Below are 15,957 nucleotides of genomic sequence, written 5' to 3'. Positions count from 1 at the left end.
CCACCGAGAATGCCCCACGTATTCAGGCGGCGGCCTGAAGCTCCAACCCCGTAGGAACGTTATGAAACTCGATAAAAAGCAGGCCATCGCCCGCAGAAACCTTGAACTGGGCGGCGCCGTACTGGGCGTCAACAACTGCCACTTCAGCGAATTGAACCGCAACCGCAACATCTTCTGGTTCGATATCCCGGTGGCGCGCCTGGCCATCGGTCAGTACGAATGGATCCACCTGCTGCTGCACACGCCGGCCACCGATGAGCTGCTGCACTTGAAAGTGCCGACCGTGTTCCTGCGCGAAAAGATGGAAGGCCTGGAAGTGCGCAACCAGGGCAAACGCAAGGCAGCCCTGAGCCTGGAGCTGAGCGCCGACAAAGACTCCTACCTGCAGGATATGCGGCCGGGGGGCACCAACCTGGATTTTGCGCAGTTCAGGTTGTAATGCTCCACATAGGTTGATTGCAGGGAGCTCTTGTGGCGAGGGAGCTTGCTCCCGCTGGACGCGCAGCGGCCCCTTGCGGTGTGTCAGTGGGATCGGAGGGGGCTGCTGCGCAGCCCAGCGGGAGCAAGCTCCCTCGCCACAAAAAGCTGCCCCGCCCCGGGACATTCGCCGCACAATGAAAAGCCCCGCATCAGCGGGGCTTTGTCATTGGCAACGGCCTTACTTCTTCAGCCCCAGCTTTCTAAGCTCTTCATCCCGCAACTCGCGCCGCAGGATCTTGCCCACGTTGGTGGTCGGCAAGGCATCGCGGAATTCCACGGCCTTGGGCACCTTGTAGCCGGTGACGTTGGCGCGCATGTGCTCCATCACCTGTTCCTTGGTCAACGTGACACCCGGCCGTGCGACGATGAAGATCTTGATCGCCTCGCCAGACTTCTCGTCCGGGATGCCGATGGCCGCGCATTGCAGCACGCCCGGCAGGGTTGCCAGCACATCTTCCAGCTCGTTGGGGTACACGTTGAAACCGGAGATCAGGATCATGTCTTTCTTGCGATCGACGATGCGCATGTAGCCATCCGGCTGGATCAGCGCGATGTCACCGGTCTTGAGCCAGCCTTCGCTGTCGAGGATCTCATCGGTGGCTTCCTGGCGCTGCCAGTAGCCTTTCATGACCTGCGGGCCTTTCACGCACAACTCGCCGATTTCGCCCAACGGCTGTTCGACGCCCGCGTCATTGATCACCTTGCACAGCGTCGACGGCACGGGGATGCCGATGGTACCGACCTGGATGTGCTGGATCGGGTTGACCGTGGCCACCGGGCTGGTTTCGGTCATGCCGTAACCTTCGCAGATCGGGCAACCAGTGACCGCTTTCCAGCGCTCGGCTGCCGCGAGTTGCAGGGCCATGCCGCCGGACAGGGTGACTTTCAGGGCCGAGAAATCCAGCTTGCGGAAGGCTTCGTTGTTGCACAGGGCCACGAACAGCGTATTGAGGCCGACGAAACCACTGAACTTCCACTTCGACAGTTCCTTGACCATCGCCGAGAGGTCACGCGGGTTGCTGATCAGGATGTTGTGATTGCCGATCAGCATCATCGCCATGCAATGAAAGGTGAACGCATAAATGTGGTACAGCGGCAGTGGCGTGATCAGTACCTCACAACCTTCATTGAGGTTGGAGCCCATCAGCGCCTTGCACTGCAGCATGTTCGCCACCAGGTTGCGGTGGCTGAGCATCGCGCCCTTGGCCACGCCGGTGGTGCCGCCGGTGTATTGCAGCACGGCCACATCGTCGCTGGAGGGGTTGGCTTCGTTCACGGGCTGGCCGTGGCCTTTGCTCAACACGTCGTTGAACTTCACGGCCTTGGGCAAGTGATAGGCCGGGACCATTTTCTTGACGTACTTGATCACGCTGTTGATCAACAGGCGCTTGAGTGGCGGTAGCAGGTCGGCGACTTCGGTGACGATGACGTGCTTGACGCCCGTCTTCGGCACCACGGTCTCGGCCAGGTGCGCCATGTTCGCCAGGCACACCAACGCCTTGGCGCCGGAGTCATTGAACTGGTGTTCCATTTCCCGCGCGGTGTACAGCGGGTTGGTGTTGACCACGATCAGCCCGGCGCGGATCGCACCGAACACGGCCACCGGGTACTGGAGAACGTTGGGCAACTGCACGGCGATTCGATCGCCCGGCTGTAAATCGGTATGCTGTTGCAGGTACGCGGCAAACGCCCCGGACAACTCGTAGAGCTCACCGTAGGTGATCGTCTTGCCGAGGTTGCTGAATGCCGGCTTGTTGGCAAAGCGTTGGCAGGACTGCTTCAACACCGCCTGAATATTCGGATACTCGTCTGGATTGATGTCGGCAGCAATCCCAGCTGGGTACTTATCCTTCCAAAAGTCTTCGATCATGGAAGCCCACTCCTCAGCAACGCGAATTCTCACCGCATTTGATGCGATTATTATTGGTGTGTTTATTGGTGAATCTGGCTTGAATCAAGGCCGAGAAGTCACAAAAGCGCGCCGAGAGTAGCAGCTTTGCCGAGGGTCGCCTAGAGCCAAAAACAACCCCTACAGTCATAAACATGACTCATGAACAATCAATGGTCATTTTTAGAGTAAAAATTCCAAACCTCCACTGCATCGCCCTGAATACACAAAAATCTGTGGGAGCGAGCTTGCTCGCGATGACGGTGTATCAGCCAACATTTCTGCCACTGACCTACCGCTATCGCGAGCAAGCTCGCTCCCACAGGGTTTCTATTGGTCTTCCTTAAGCTCAGGCGATATCCCGCAGCTCCCGCCGCAGGATCTTGCCCACCGGCGTCATCGGCAATGAGTCCCGCAAGACGATGTGCTTGGGAATCTTGTAGCCGGTGAAGTTCTCCTTGCAGTAGGCCTTGAGTTCTTCAAGGCTGACCCCGGTTTCCCGCGCCACCACGAACAACTTCACCGCCTCGCCCGAACGCTCGTCCGGCACGCCGATCACCGCGCAGTTGGCGACCTTGGGGTGGGCCATCACCACGTCTTCGATTTCGTTGGGGTACACGTTGAAACCCGAGACGATGATCATGTCCTTCTTGCGATCAACGATGCGCACGAAGCCGTCCGGGTCGATCACCGCGATGTCGCCGGACTTGAACCAGCCCTCGCTGTCCAGGACTTCGGCCGTGGCCTCGGGTTTGTTCCAGTAGCCTTTCATGATCTGCGGTCCCTTGATGCACAGTTCCCCGCGCTCGCCCAGGGGTTGCTCGACGCCCTCGTCGTCGATCACTTTCATCAGCGTGCCCGGCACCGGCATCCCCACCGTGCCCAGGCGGGATTTACCGCCATAAGGATTGGCGCTGGCCACCGGCGAGGTCTCGGTCAGGCCATACCCCTCGGTAATGCCGCAACCGGTAATCTGCTGCCAGCGCTCGGCGGTGGCCTTGATCAACGCGGTGCCGCCGGAGTTGGTGACCTTGAGGTGGGAAAAATCCAGGGTCTTGAAATCCGGATGGTCCATCAGCGCCACGAACAGCGTGTTGAGCCCCAGCAATAACGAGAAACGCCAGTTCTTCAGTTCCTTGATGAAGCCACCGATGTCCCGCGGATTGGTGATCAGCACGTTGTGGTTGCCGGTCACCATCATGCACATGCAGTTCGCCGTGAACGCATAGATATGGTACAGCGGCAATGGCGCGATCATGACCTCCTGGCCTTCGCGCAACAGCGGCTGGCCGTCATCGCCGAGCTGTCCCAGGCACGCCCGGGCCTGTTGCATGTTGGCCACCAGGTTGCCGTGGGTCAGCATCGCCCCCTTTGCCAACCCGGTGGTGCCGCCGGTGTACTGCAGCACGGCAATGTCATCGAGGCTGACCTTCAACGGCTTGATGCCCTGGCCGCGTCCCAGGCGCAAGGCGCTCTTGAAGGAAATGGCCTGGGGCAGCGAATAGTCCGGGACCATTTTCTTGACTTTGCTCACCACCGTGTTGACCAGCCAGCCCTTGGCGGTGGGCATCAGGTCGCCCATCTTCGCTTCGATCAGGTATTGCAGGTCCGTGTCGGGCAACACCTCCTGGACTTTCTGCCCGAACATGTTCAGGTACACCAGCGCCCGGGCACCGGAGTCCTTGAACTGATGACGCATTTCCCGCGGGGTGTACAGCGGGTTGGTGTTGACCACGATCAGCCCGGCGCGCAACGCACCGAACACGGCGATCGGGTACTGCAGGATGTTAGGCATCTGCACCGCGATACGATCGCCCGGCGCCAGGTCGGTATGGGCTTGCAGGTAACCGGCGAAGGCTGCGCTGTAGCGCTCGAGCTCGGCGTACGTGAGGGTCACCCCCATGTTGCTGAACGCCGGGCGGTCGGCGAATTTCTTGCAGGAACGCTCGAACACCTCGACCACCGACTTGTAGGCCCCGAGGTCGACATCCAGGGGCACGCCGGCCGGGCGCTTGTCATTCCAGAAATCAGGCTGCATTGTTTTTGTCCTCTTTACCTGAGCATATCCGGGCCGCGTCTGTATCGCTTGCAGAGGCGGAGCTCCTGGGACACTAGCAGCTATGGCGAATCAGGCAAATATGGCAACCTGCGTCATAGATTGTGTGAATCTTCCTCCCATGGATCAGCCTGATCAGGCGAGACGCAGCGGATGCGCTATACAATGCAGCGACGCAGCGTCTGACTTTGTGCAAAGGAACCGCCATGATCCACCAAACGTTCTGGCTGACCGCGACCGACCACAGCCGCCTGTTCGTCAACCAGTGGCTGCCTGATACCGCCCCGTTGGCGGTGGTCATGCTGGCCCATGGCATGGCCGAACACAGCGGCCGCTACGCCCGCCTGGCCCAGGCGCTGTGCGACGAAGGTTACGGAGTCTATGCGCTGGACCTGCGCGGCCATGGCAAGACCGGCGAAGAAGCGATCCTCGGCCACTTTGCCGACGAGGACGGCTGGGCCAAGGTCGTGGGCGACCTGGCCAGCCTCAACCATCACATCGGCCAGCAACATCCGGATACGCCTATTCTGCTACTGGGCCACAGCATGGGCAGCTACCTGGCCCAGGGTTACCTGCTGCATCACAGCGCCAGCCTGCACGGGGCGATTCTCAGCGGCTCGAACTTTCAACCGGTGGCGCTCTATCGCAGCGCTCGCCTGATCGCCCGCTTCGAACGCCGGCGCCAGGGTGCGGCGGGGCGCAGCGCCCTGATCGAGTGGCTGTCGTTCGGCAGTTTCAACAAGAAATTCAAACCGACGCGTACTCCCTTCGACTGGCTCAGCCGTGACCCGGTCGAAGTCGATAAATACATCCACGACCCCTTGTGCGGTTTCCGTTGCACCAATCAGCTTTGGGTCGACCTGCTCGGCGGCTTGCAGCAAATCAGCAAAGCGTCCAATCTCGCCCAGATCGATCCGGGCCTGCCCCTGCTGGTGATCGGCGGTGAATGTGATCCGGTGAGCGAAGGCAAGCGTCTGAAGGATCTGGCCGACGCCCTGCGCGACGCCGGCAGCCAACACCTGCAATTGACGATTTACCCGCAGGCCCGACACGAATTGTTCAATGACACCAACCGCGATGAAGTGACCGCCGACGTGCTGGCCTGGATCGCCCAGGCCTTGGACCACAAGCGGCCGCCACGCAGCGAGTAGGTTTGCGACGTTTTTCTTTACCCCACAGGATCTGAAACAGATGACCCAGGTTACCAACACCCCTTACGAAGCCCTCGAAATCGGCCAGACCGCCAGCTACAGCAAGACCGTCGAGGAACGCGACATCCAGCTGTTCGCGGCGATGTCGGGCGATCACAACCCGGTGCACCTGGACGCCGAATTCGCCGCGGCGAGCATGTTCAAGGAGCGCATCGCCCATGGCATGTTCAGCGGTGCGCTGATCAGCGCGGCGGTGGCGTGTGAGTTGCCTGGGCCGGGCACTATCTACATCGGCCAGCAGATGAGTTTTCAGAAGCCAGTGAAAATCGGCGACACCCTGACCGTGCGCCTGGAAATCCTGGAGAAACTGCCGAAGTTCCGCGTACGTATCGCCACCCGTGTGTTCAACCAGCGCGACGAGCTGGTGGTGGACGGCGAAGCCGAGATCCTCGCCCCGCGCAAGCAGCAGACCGTGACGTTGCCGACGTTGCCGGCGATTACTGTCGGTTGATCCACTGAAACGAACAGCTCCAGCGGACTGAATGAAGCAACACATCCTCTGTGGCGAGGGAGCTTGCTCCCGCTCGGCGGCGAAGCCGTCGTAAAAAAAAGCGCCCGCGTTTGATCAGATCTAACGTGGGCGCCTTTTTTGGGGGCGCCTCGCGCCCCAGCGGGAGCAAGCTCCCTCGCCACAGGGAACGCAGCGCGGCGGTTATTGCGGGTCTTCCCGCACCTGCACGCTCGCCGTCATCCCGGCGCTCAGGTTCACGCCCTCAGGCACCTTGTCCAGCTTGATCCGCACCGGGATCCGCTGGGCCAGGCGCACCCAGTTGAAGGTCGGCTCCACCTCCGCCAGCAACTGCGCATCGGGGTTGGTGTTGCGGTCGGTAATGCCACGACTGATGCTTTCGACATGCCCCTCCAGCGCATGGCCGGCACTCATCAGCCAGACCTTGACCGGATCGCCCACACGAATCCTGGGCAACTTGGTCTCTTCGAAATAGGCCTGAACATAAAACGTCGAGTCGTCGATCAGAGCCATGACCGGCTGCCCGGCATTCACGTAGTTGCCTTCGGCCAGGCGCAGGTTGGTGATGTGGCCGCTGCGGGGGGCCAGGACCTGGCTGCGGGCCAGGTTGAGTTCGGCGACCTTGGCCTCGGCCTGGGCTTCGCGCAATTCGCCCCGGGCGATGCCCGCGTTGATCTGGGCGTTTTCCCGCAGTTCGGCACTGATGGCCTGGGGGCCCAAGGCGGCGCGGCGACTGGCTTCGTGTTCACGCAGACTCAACTGCTGCTGGCGTGTCTGGACCACGGCCCGGGCCTTCTCCAATGCCGCCTCGAAACGCTCGCGATCAATGCTCAACAGCAGGTCGCCAGCCTTGACCTGCTGGTTATCCACCGCCTTGAGCTCGCGCACCCACCCCGACACATCGGGGGCAATCACCACCACATCGGCGCGGATCCGCGCATCGCGGGTCCAGGGCGTGAGCATGTAGTACTGCCACAGGTGAAAGCCGGCGAAGATCGCCACGGCCACCATGCACAGCGTGACGGCAACACGTACGGATGTACGCATGTTCAACTCCTATAGCGGCCCGAGGACCACGGTAATAACAGTCAGGACACAGACATACAGGGCACAGTCGAACAAGGCTTCATGCCAGATCCAGCGCCCGGCCGGCACCAGGCTGAGCAACAGGCGCAACGCACCCGTCACCAGCAAGGCCAGCACCACATAAATCAGGAACGGGCTGAGCAACACCCCGCCGATCGACCACTCACGCAAGCCCATGGCTGTGCTCCCGTCGTTCAGGTTCGTGCTGGCGGCACCAGGCGCGCCAGCTGTTTTGCAATTGCACCACCGCGCCTTGGGCCAGCTTCAGTGCGTCACCGGGCGGCTGGGCAGCCAGCACGCTCAGGAACTCGGCGCTCGCCGGGGCCAGCGCATCGGCCTGGTCACCGGCCGGGCCGCGTTCGAGTACCTGCTCCAGCGCTTCGAAATAACGGCGCTGCGCCCGGGTATCGGGCACTTGGGCGACGGCCAGGCTCAGGCGCAAATGCAGCAACTCATCGCCAATGTCCAAGCCAAGCAAACCATCATCCCAACGGGTGCGCGCCTGCACCGGCAATTCAGGGTAATGCCGCGCCAGCTGCAACAGCCGGTCGGCCATGCGCCCACCGAACCAGCTCTCGGCGCCACGCAGGCTGCGATGGGTCAGGCGCACCAGATCGTGGAGCGTCGCCGCCAGCAGGCGGCGGCTGTGCCAGGCCGGGTTGCGCAAAATCAGCAGATTGAAAGCCAGCACCGCCGCGCCCACACCGATCATCATCGCCTGGGCGTTGTTGAAGAACGCCGCGACGTCGTATTTCATCGCATTGAGCGGCGAAATCAGCACCACGAAATGCAGGCAGAACGACGTCGCCGTGGCGAAGATCTGCGGCTTGGCCATGCCCAATGCGCCGAAAAACAACGGCACGCCCATGGCCATGCACAGCATTGCGAAACTGCTCCATTGCGGAAGTATGAGCTCGCCGATCACGAACGCCGTGGGCACGGCCAACAGGATACCCCGCAGAAAACTCATGCCGATCTGCGCGCCGTTTTCGCGACTGGCGAACAGGCTGCACACCACGCACGTCAGCAGCATCGCACCCGATGCGGCGGGCCAGGCGGTCGCCAGCCAGAAACAGGCAACGACCAGGAACGCCAGGGCGCTGCGAGCGCCGAAGACCATGGCCAGGGACAAGTCGCGATGGGGCGCCAGGGTGCGAGGTGGATCCGCCGCTTCCCTACCCTCCTGCACCGCCGTCAAGGCGGCGCAGGCGGCCAGGGCGGTATCGAGCAACAAGGCGAAGCGGGCCAGGCAGTAACTTTGCGCCGCGCTGAACTGCGGGTCGTGGGACGCATCCCACACCCGGGGACGCAAGGCTTGGAGGGTCGCACTGTCGGCGTCGAGGGCTTGCTGCACCTCGTTCATCCATGGCTGGAGCGCCACGGTTTCCTCGGGGTCGAGCTGCTTCCACTGCCGCCGCACCGAGCGTGAAAGGCGCAACAGCATCAGTAACTTCTGGCTCAAGCCGCTGATGGCCCGGGCGCGCTGCCGGCCACGGCTGCCTTCGAACCAGGCATGTTCGCGCTGGGCATCCACCGCGACAATCCTGCCCAGGATTTCCAGCAACCCTTTGCGGGCCTGGGCATCGCCGGCCAGGGTCGCACGGGCGGCCTGCATGCCGCTTTGCCACGCCGCCAGGGCCTGACCGGCCAATTGCCGCTCGACCCGCAACGGCCAGAGCAAGGCGCTGGCCGCCGTGGCGCAGACGATGCCCAGGCTGATCTCGGTGCAGCGCGCCACCGCCTGGTCGAACACGCCCAGCGGATGGGAAAGGGCCGGCAAGGCAATGATCGCCACCGTGTAACCGGCCAACACGAATGAGTACGACCAGGCACTGCGCAGCAGCGTCGAGCAGGCCGTGCACAGGCCCAACCAGAGTGCCAACGCCAGCAAGAATAACCACGGTGCCTGGGCGAACAGGCCCATGAACACCACCGACATGACGGTGCCCACCAATGTGCCGAGCAATCGCGCCAAGCCCTTCTGCACCACCATCCCGGACAAGGGCTGGGCGACGATGAACGCGGTCATCAGCGCCCACGACGGCTGCTCCAGCCCCAAGCGCAAGGCCAGCCACAACGCCAACCCACCGCCGAGCACAGTCTTGATGGCGAACTGCAAGGCGAGGCGGTCGGGGGCGAACAAGGCCTGGATAGTAATGGGCACGCGGAAAACTCTTTGGGAGACGCCAGTAACAATAGATGCAATGCGGGGGATAGGCGATGCAATTATTAGCTAGCTATCTATTAGAGTCCAGAGCTGTTTGTCGACTCGCATGCAAAGGCTTTCGTGGCGAGGGAGCTTGCTCCCGCTGGGCTGCGCAGCAGCCCCCAAAAACAGGGTCGCTGCGCAACCCAGCGGGAGCAAGCTCCCTCGCCACAAGAGTGCTCACCTTCACCCAGAGTCGTTCCCCACAAAAAAACGCCAGGCAGGCTGGCGTTTTTTTGGATCAGGACGCGTTGTTTAGCTCGCGCGCGCCTGGTTACGCAGCGCCTTGACCTGGTCATGGTTGCGTTGCACGCCGTGGTACTGACGCTCCACAAGGTCACGAATGCCCACCAGGTTGTGTTTGTTGATCTTCTCGATGGCTTCCTTGTACGCCTTCAGCGCGTGGTCTTCGCCGCGCTCGGCTTCATTCAACACGGCTTCTTCATCCTTGCCGGTGAACATGGATTTTACATCTACCCAACGGCGGTGCAGATCACCGGCGACGCTGGTGGAAGTTTCCGGATCGCCGCCCAAGGAACGAACCGCTGCTTGCAGCTCAGCCGCGGCGGTTGCGCAATCTGCGGCGCGCTTGACAAACAGAGCCTTGAGTTCGGGGTGCTTGATGTCTTCAGCGCAGGTCTTGAAGCCTTCCTGGCCATCCTTGCTGGTCTCGATCAGGTCGTTCAAGACAGAGATGGATTCTTTGTTGATGTCAGTCATTTTTCAGTTCCTTTGCTGGTGAATAAAAAACCTGCAAGGGATATTGCATCGGCCATGCCAGCCATCGATTTTAATAAAACAAATTTAAAATCAATAAGTTAATAACAAACAGGAAATCTGTATCCGCGCGATTTGCATGATCTGTCATTTGGCCTGCATGCAGAATGCCTGTATTTTCGAGGCAGGTTTGAATCAAGACAATTGCCATGAATCCGGAAAAGCTCGAATTGCTCGTCACGCGCCAAATGCCCTTCGGAAAATACAAGGGCCGAATCCTCGCCGACCTGCCGGGTCAATACCTGAACTGGTTCGCTCGCGAGGGTTTCCCCAAGGGAGAGCTGGGCGGTTTGCTGGCCTTAATGCAGGAAATCGACCACAACGGCTTGTCCGACCTGCTGGACCCATTGCGCGCCAAACATGGCCTGCCCAAACCTCGCCATTGACTGACTGAGACCGCCATGCCCGAGAACACGCTGCGCGCCCATGATGAAGTTTTCTGGCGAACCTTCGTCGACCGCTACGACATCGACCCCGCCGGGCCGCTCAATCTGGAAAACGGCTACTTCGGGCGCATGTCCCGCACCGTGGTGGAGGAGTACCAGCGCAACATCGAATTCATCAACCGTGGCAATTCGGTGTACGTGCGCCAGCATTTCGACCTGGAACACGGCGAAGCCATTCGGCGGCAGGTGGCCCGGCTGATCCACGCGTCCCCCCAGAGCGTGGCCTTGGCTGGCAGCGCCGTGGATGCCCTGCAAACGTTGATTCGCAACTACAACGGCCTCAAGCCGGGCGATCAGGTGCTGATCTGCGATGTGGAGTACGCCTCGGTCAAAAGCGCCATGCGCTGGCTGGCCCGCCAGCGTGGCGTGGAGGTGATCGAAATTGTCCACCAGCACCCCGCCAGCTTCGAAAGCCTGGTGGGCACTTATCGCGAAGCGTTCATTCGCTACCCGCGCCTCAAGTTGATGGCGCTGACCTACGTCAACCACCTCACCGGTTTGGTGATGCCGGTCCAGGCCATTGCCGAGAGCGCCCGGGAGTTTGCCGTCGATATCATCCTCGACGGTGCCCATGCCCTGGGCCAGATCGATTTCGACCTGAAGAAGCTCGGGATCGAATTCGCCGGATTCAACCTGCAGAAGTGGATCGGCGGCCCGCTCTCCCAAGGCTTCCTGTACATCGCCCCACAGCGGTTGGCCGACATCGATCCGGACATGGACGAAAACAGCTACCCCGCCACCGACGTCCGCTCCCGCACGCCCCACAGCACGCCGAACATCCCGGCCTTGCTCACCCTGCCCCTGGTCTTCGAAGAACATCGGGCCCTGGGGGGTGCCTTGGCCAAGGGCGCGCGCCTCTGTTACCTGCGTGACTTGTGGGTGGACGCCGTGCGCGATGTACCGGGCATCGAAGTCATGACCCCGGATGACCGGCGCCTCTATTGCGGCATCACGGCGATGCGCTTCACCGCCCACACCGATCAACAGGCGATGGCTGATCGATTGCTCAATGAGCATGGGATCTTCACGGTGGTGCGCCAGACCAGCACCGGACCGTGCATCCGCATTACTCCGGGGTTGATTACCTTGGCGAGTGATATCGAGCGGTTGACTGCGGCGCTGCTGACCCTGAGCCAGACATAGTTGTGGTGAGGGGATTTATCCCCGTTGGGCTGCGTAGCAGCCCCAAAAACAAGGGGGCCGCTACGCGACCCAGCGGGGATAAATCCCCTCGCCACAAGGGCAGAGTTCAGGGCCAAACCCCAGGCAAAAAAAAACGGTGCGCCGACCAAGCGCACCGTAAAACCGTAGAACACCCAACGAGGTTCGGTAAAAAATCAGTCCAGCAGCGCCAAGGCCTCGGCGGTGCATTCCTGAATGCGGGCCCAATCGCCGTTCTTGATCCACTCCGGATCGAGCATCCAGCTACCGCCCACGCACATCACGTTTTTCAACGCCATGTAGCTTTTGATATTGGCCGGGCTCACGCCGCCGGTCGGGCAGAATTTCACTTCGCCGAACGGGCCGCCCAAGGCCTTGATGGCCGCGACGCCGCCGCTGACTTCGGCCGGGAACAGTTTGAAGCGGCGATAGCCCAGGCCGTAGCCTTCCATGATTCCCGAGGCATTGCTGATGCCGGGTAGCAACGGGATCGGGCTGTAGACGCTGGCTTCGAGCAGATCACGGGTAATGCCCGGGGTGACGATAAACTGCGAACCGGCAGCCTCGGCGGCGGCCAGCATGTGGCGGTCGAGCACCGTGCCGGCGCCGGTCACCAGTTCCGGACGCTGCTCGCGCAGCACCTGGATGGCCTTGAGGCCGAATTGGGAACGCAGCGTCACTTCCAGCGCCGTCAGGCCGCCGGCGGCCAGGGCATCGGCCAGCGGCAGGATGTCCTGTTCACGGGCGATGGTGATCACCGGCAGGATCCGCGCCTTGGCGCAGAGGCTGTCGATCAGGGCAACTTTGTCCGCCATGGAAACGGTCGGGGATGGGTTTGTCATAGCGGCTGATCCTTGGTTCATGGGCACCAGTAAATCTCTAACGTAGGTTGCAGAAACGCGCGGATCGGCATTTCGGCGACGTCGTCACCCGCCACCGCAGCGTTCAATGTGGTCAACTTCGATTGGCCGGAAATCGACAGCACTTTGTGTTGCGCCGAGGCCAGCAAGGCACGGCTCATGGTCAGGCGCTGGTGCGGCACGGTCGGCGCCAGCATCGGCCAGCAGCGGCGTGCGCCATTGGTGTCCAGGGCCTGGGCCAGGTTCGGACTGTCGGGGAACAGCGAGGCGGTATGCCCGTCATCGCCCATGCCCAGTACCAACACGTCGATAGGCGGCAGCTCGGCCAGCAAACGGTCCGCCTGTTCGGCCGCCGCTTCCAGGTTGGCGCTGGCGCTGTAGAGGCTCAGGAACTGGGCCTTGGCCGCCGCGCCTTGCAACAGGTAACGCTTGAGCAGGCCGGCGTTGCTGTCGGCGTGTTCAACCGGTACCCAGCGCTCGTCGGCCAGGCTGACCACCACTTTGGACCAGTCCAGCGCCTGCTTGGCCAGGTGCTGGAAAAACGCCACCGGGCTGCGGCCACCGGAGACCACCAGGGTCGCCGCACCGCGCGCGTCGATTGCGTCGCGCAACTGCTCGGCCACCTTCAGCGCCAGGCCTTCGGCCAGCAGCACCGGATTCTTGAATGCATGGGCGCTGACGCCCTGCGGCAGTTTCACATCAGATATCGCCATACCACGACCTCCCATCCCGCGTGATCAGTGCAATGGAGCTCATCGGCCCCCACGACCCGGCCGCATACGGCTTGGGCGCATCGCCGGACTTCTTCCACCCGGCGATCAACTGGTCACACCACGTCCACGCGGCTTCAATTTCATCTTTACGGACAAACAGGTTCTGATTGCCGTTCATGACTTCCAGCAACAACCGCTCGTAGGCATCGGGAATACGTGCGCTGCGATAGGTGTCGGAGAAGTTGAGTTGCAGCGGACCACTGCGCAATTGCATGCCCTTGTCCAGGCCCTGCTCCTTGGTCATCACCCGCAAGGAAATCCCTTCGTCCGGTTGCAGGCGGATGATCAGCTTGTTGCTGATCTGCAAGCGCTGCTCGGGGGCGAAGATGTAGTGGGACGGTTCCTTGAAGTGAATGACGATCTGCGACAGCTTCTGCGGCATGCGCTTGCCGGTACGCAGGTAAAACGGCACCCCAGCCCAACGCCAGTTGCGGATGTCGGCGCGCAGGGCGACGAACGTCTCGGTGTCGCTCTGGGTGTTGGAATTGGGTTCTTCGAGGTAGCCAGGCACCGCCTTGCCTTCGCTGTGGCCGGCGATGTACTGGCCGCGCACCACCTGGGTGGTCAGGCCTTCCGGGCTGATCGGGGCCAAGGCCTTGAGCACCTTGACCTTCTCGTCGCGGATGCTGTCGGCGGACAAGTCGGCCGGAGGATCCATGGCGATCAGGCACAACAGCTGTAGCAGGTGATTCTGGATCATGTCCCGCAGTTGGCCGGCCTTGTCGAAATAGCCCCAGCGACCCTCGATACCGACCTTCTCGGCCACGGTGATCTCCACGTGGGAGATGTAGTTCTGGTTCCACTGGGTCTCGAACAGGCTGTTGGCGAACCGCAACGCGATCAGGTTCTGGACCGTCTCTTTGCCCAGGTAATGGTCGATGCGATAGGTACGGTTTTCCGGGAAGAACTGCGCCACGGCGTCGTTGACCTTGCGCGACGACTCCAGGTCCGAACCAATCGGTTTTTCCAGGACGACGCGGGTGTTTTCGCTCAAGCCGACCTTCGCCAGGTTCTCGCAGATCGCCCCATACACCGCCGCCGGGGTGGCGAAATAGGCAATGACCTGCTGGGCCGAACCGGCCGCTTCGGCCAGGGCTACGTAATCGTCGGCCTTGAGGAAATCCACGTGCAGATAGGTCAAACGTGCCAGGAAGCGCTCGAGCACGGCTTCGTCCACGTCTTTTTCCCCCACGTAGCGACGCAGCTCGGCGGCAATGAATGCCAGGTGCTGCTGCTCGCCGCCGGGTTCACGGGCCAGCGCAATGATCCGCGTGTCCTCGTGCAACAGTTGAGCGCCATCGAGTTGATACAGGGCAGGAAAGAGCTTGCGCAGGGCCAGATCGCCCAACGCGCCGAACAAGGCAAAGGTGCACGGTTCAACCGTAATCGAAGGCATGATGTTTGTTCTTTTATCAAGTTAAACTACAAATACCTTTTTTCAAGGTATCACTCAAGGAAAAATGTAGTAATAACCACAACATTTTTCGAAAATACTGATTCCGAGTGGTGGTCCGCCGGAGCCATCAGTAGGATAGGCCACCGCAAAGGGTCGTATCAAAGACCCGTCTTCCTAGGAATCTTGTATGGACCGCGTGCGAAATCTACTGGAACAGATCCAGAGTCGCCTTGAAGACCTGAACAAGGCCGAACGCAAGGTGGCCGAGATCATCCTGCTCAACCCGCAGCAGGCCACCCGCTTCAGCATCGCCGCCCTCGCCCAGGCGGCTTCGGTCAGCGAACCGACCGTCAACCGCTTCTGCCGCTCGTTCGGCGTCAGCGGCTACCCGGAACTCAAGCTGCAATTGGCCCAGAGCCTGGCCAGCGGCGCCGCTTATGTCAGCCGCGCAGTGGAAGCCGACGACAACCCTGAAGCCTATACCCGCAAGATCTTTGGCAGCGCCATTGCCTCATTGGACAGCGCCTGCCAGGCCCTTGATCCCAATTTAATCAGCCGCGCCGTGGACCTGCTGATCCAGGCCCGGCAGATCCACTTCTTCGGCCTCGGCGCCTCCGCCCCGGTGGCCCTGGATGCCCAGCACAAGTTCTTTCGCTTCAACCTGGCGGTGACCGCCCACGCCGACGTGCTGATGCAGCGCATGATCGCGTCGGTGGCCCATACCGGCGAACTGTTCGTGATCATTTCCTACACCGGCCGCACCCGCGAATTGGTGGAGGTGGCACGCATCGCCCGGGAAAACGGCGCCTCGGTGCTGGGCCTGACCGCCGAAGGTTCGCCGCTGGCCAAGGCCAGTACCCTGAGCCTGAACATCCCCCTGCCCGAGGACACTGACATCTATATGCCGATGACCTCGCGAATCATCCAGCTCACCGTGCTGGACGTGCTCGCCACCGGCATGACCCTGCGCCGTGGCGTGGACTTCCAGCCGCACCTGCGCAAGATCAAGGAAAGCCTGAATGCCAGCCGGTATCCGGTGGGGGATGAGTTCAACTGATTCGGTCCAGGATCTCTAGCGTCTGGTAGTCCGTCATCGCGAGCAAGCTCGCTCCCACAGGGGTTTTGTGAACACCAAAGATCCAATGTGG

General features: G+C 61.4%; 15 protein-coding genes. 6 read left to right on the top strand and 9 right to left on the bottom strand.

Going from position 1 to position 15,957, the window contains the following annotated elements; genetic code table 11:
* Positions 1 to 61: 61 nt before the first annotated feature.
* Entirely contained in the window at positions 62 to 439 is a 378-nt protein-coding gene (locus tag ACLH0I_RS07475) for a hypothetical protein (protein ID WP_186709198.1), read from the top strand.
* Positions 440 to 658: 219 nt separating this feature from the next.
* Here the strand turns inward: ACLH0I_RS07475 and fadD1 are convergent, their stop codons facing one another.
* Both fadD1 and fadD2 read right to left on the bottom strand, forming a co-directional pair.
* A complete protein-coding gene (fadD1, locus tag ACLH0I_RS07470; RefSeq protein ID WP_411386697.1) occupies positions 659 to 2,350 on the bottom strand; it encodes a long-chain-fatty-acid--CoA ligase FadD1 in 1,692 nt (563 codons plus the stop codon).
* 367 nt (positions 2,351 to 2,717) lie between these two features.
* A complete protein-coding gene (fadD2, locus tag ACLH0I_RS07465; RefSeq protein WP_411386696.1) occupies positions 2,718 to 4,406 on the bottom strand; it encodes a long-chain-fatty-acid--CoA ligase FadD2 in 1,689 nt (562 codons plus the stop codon).
* A 224-nt stretch (positions 4,407 to 4,630) separates the two neighbouring features.
* Here fadD2 and ACLH0I_RS07460 point away from each other — a divergent pair, with 224 nt between their 5' ends.
* Both ACLH0I_RS07460 and ACLH0I_RS07455 read left to right on the top strand, forming a co-directional pair.
* Positions 4,631 to 5,575, top strand: a complete 945-nt coding sequence (locus ACLH0I_RS07460; RefSeq protein WP_411386695.1) for a lysophospholipase — start codon at positions 4,631 to 4,633, stop codon at positions 5,573 to 5,575.
* Positions 5,576 to 5,615: 40 nt separating this feature from the next.
* Complete coding sequence (locus ACLH0I_RS07455; RefSeq protein WP_014336929.1) at positions 5,616 to 6,086, top strand: MaoC family dehydratase; 471 nt, start codon at positions 5,616 to 5,618, stop codon at positions 6,084 to 6,086.
* 201 nt (positions 6,087 to 6,287) lie between these two features.
* On the opposite strand, the gene ACLH0I_RS07450 is transcribed toward ACLH0I_RS07455, so the two are convergent.
* From ACLH0I_RS07450 to ACLH0I_RS07435, 4 genes are all read right to left on the bottom strand, one after another.
* Positions 6,288 to 7,151 carry an HlyD family secretion protein gene (locus ACLH0I_RS07450; RefSeq protein WP_186730491.1) on the bottom strand — a complete coding sequence of 288 codons (864 nt, stop codon included), beginning with the start codon at positions 7,149 to 7,151 and terminating at the stop codon, positions 6,288 to 6,290.
* Between the two features lie 9 nt (positions 7,152 to 7,160).
* Positions 7,161 to 7,367 carry a DUF1656 domain-containing protein gene (locus tag ACLH0I_RS07445; RefSeq protein WP_003198565.1) on the bottom strand — a complete coding sequence of 69 codons (207 nt, stop codon included), beginning with the start codon at positions 7,365 to 7,367 and terminating at the stop codon, positions 7,161 to 7,163.
* Positions 7,354 to 9,354 (bottom strand): FUSC family protein, encoded by a 2,001-nt coding sequence (locus ACLH0I_RS07440; protein WP_411386694.1) that lies wholly within the window; start codon positions 9,352 to 9,354, stop codon positions 7,354 to 7,356. The genes ACLH0I_RS07445 and ACLH0I_RS07440 overlap by 14 nt, the downstream gene beginning before the upstream one ends.
* 297 nt (positions 9,355 to 9,651) lie before the next feature.
* Positions 9,652 to 10,116: a PA2169 family four-helix-bundle protein gene (locus tag ACLH0I_RS07435; protein ID WP_186709209.1), complete on the bottom strand. Its 465-nt coding sequence runs from the start codon at positions 10,114 to 10,116 to the stop codon at positions 9,652 to 9,654.
* A 206-nt stretch (positions 10,117 to 10,322) separates the two neighbouring features.
* Between ACLH0I_RS07435 and ACLH0I_RS07430 the strand changes: the two genes are divergently transcribed.
* Together ACLH0I_RS07430 and ACLH0I_RS07425 are read left to right on the top strand one after the other, a co-directional pair.
* Positions 10,323 to 10,559, top strand: coding sequence for a DUF3820 family protein (locus tag ACLH0I_RS07430; protein ID WP_053119117.1), 237 nt, complete (start codon positions 10,323 to 10,325; stop codon positions 10,557 to 10,559).
* 15 nt (positions 10,560 to 10,574) lie between these two features.
* Positions 10,575 to 11,762: an aminotransferase class V-fold PLP-dependent enzyme gene (locus ACLH0I_RS07425; protein ID WP_250963222.1), complete on the top strand. Its 1,188-nt coding sequence runs from the start codon at positions 10,575 to 10,577 to the stop codon at positions 11,760 to 11,762.
* A 194-nt stretch (positions 11,763 to 11,956) separates the two neighbouring features.
* On the opposite strand, the gene ACLH0I_RS07420 is transcribed toward ACLH0I_RS07425, so the two are convergent.
* The 3 genes from ACLH0I_RS07420 to zwf are packed head-to-tail and all read right to left on the bottom strand — an operon-like array spanning position 11,957 to position 14,809.
* Positions 11,957 to 12,622, bottom strand: coding sequence for a bifunctional 4-hydroxy-2-oxoglutarate aldolase/2-dehydro-3-deoxy-phosphogluconate aldolase (locus tag ACLH0I_RS07420; RefSeq protein ID WP_411386693.1), 666 nt, complete (start codon positions 12,620 to 12,622; stop codon positions 11,957 to 11,959).
* 17 nt (positions 12,623 to 12,639) lie between these two features.
* Positions 12,640 to 13,353, bottom strand: a complete 714-nt coding sequence (gene pgl / locus ACLH0I_RS07415; protein ID WP_411386692.1) for a 6-phosphogluconolactonase — start codon at positions 13,351 to 13,353, stop codon at positions 12,640 to 12,642.
* Positions 13,340 to 14,809, bottom strand: coding sequence for a glucose-6-phosphate dehydrogenase (gene zwf / locus ACLH0I_RS07410; protein ID WP_186709220.1), 1,470 nt, complete (start codon positions 14,807 to 14,809; stop codon positions 13,340 to 13,342). The genes pgl and zwf overlap by 14 nt, the downstream gene beginning before the upstream one ends.
* 196 nt (positions 14,810 to 15,005) lie before the next feature.
* Here zwf and ACLH0I_RS07405 point away from each other — a divergent pair, with 196 nt between their 5' ends.
* Entirely contained in the window at positions 15,006 to 15,866 is an 861-nt protein-coding gene (locus tag ACLH0I_RS07405; protein WP_170842276.1) for a MurR/RpiR family transcriptional regulator, read from the top strand.
* The last annotated feature ends 91 nt before the right edge of the window (positions 15,867 to 15,957 follow it).

Source organism: Pseudomonas sp. MPB03 (assembly GCF_046605385.1).
Classification (GTDB): Bacteria; Pseudomonadota; Gammaproteobacteria; order Pseudomonadales; family Pseudomonadaceae; genus Aquipseudomonas; species Aquipseudomonas zanjanensis.
This window is presented reverse-complemented; position numbering and strand designations above follow the sequence as displayed.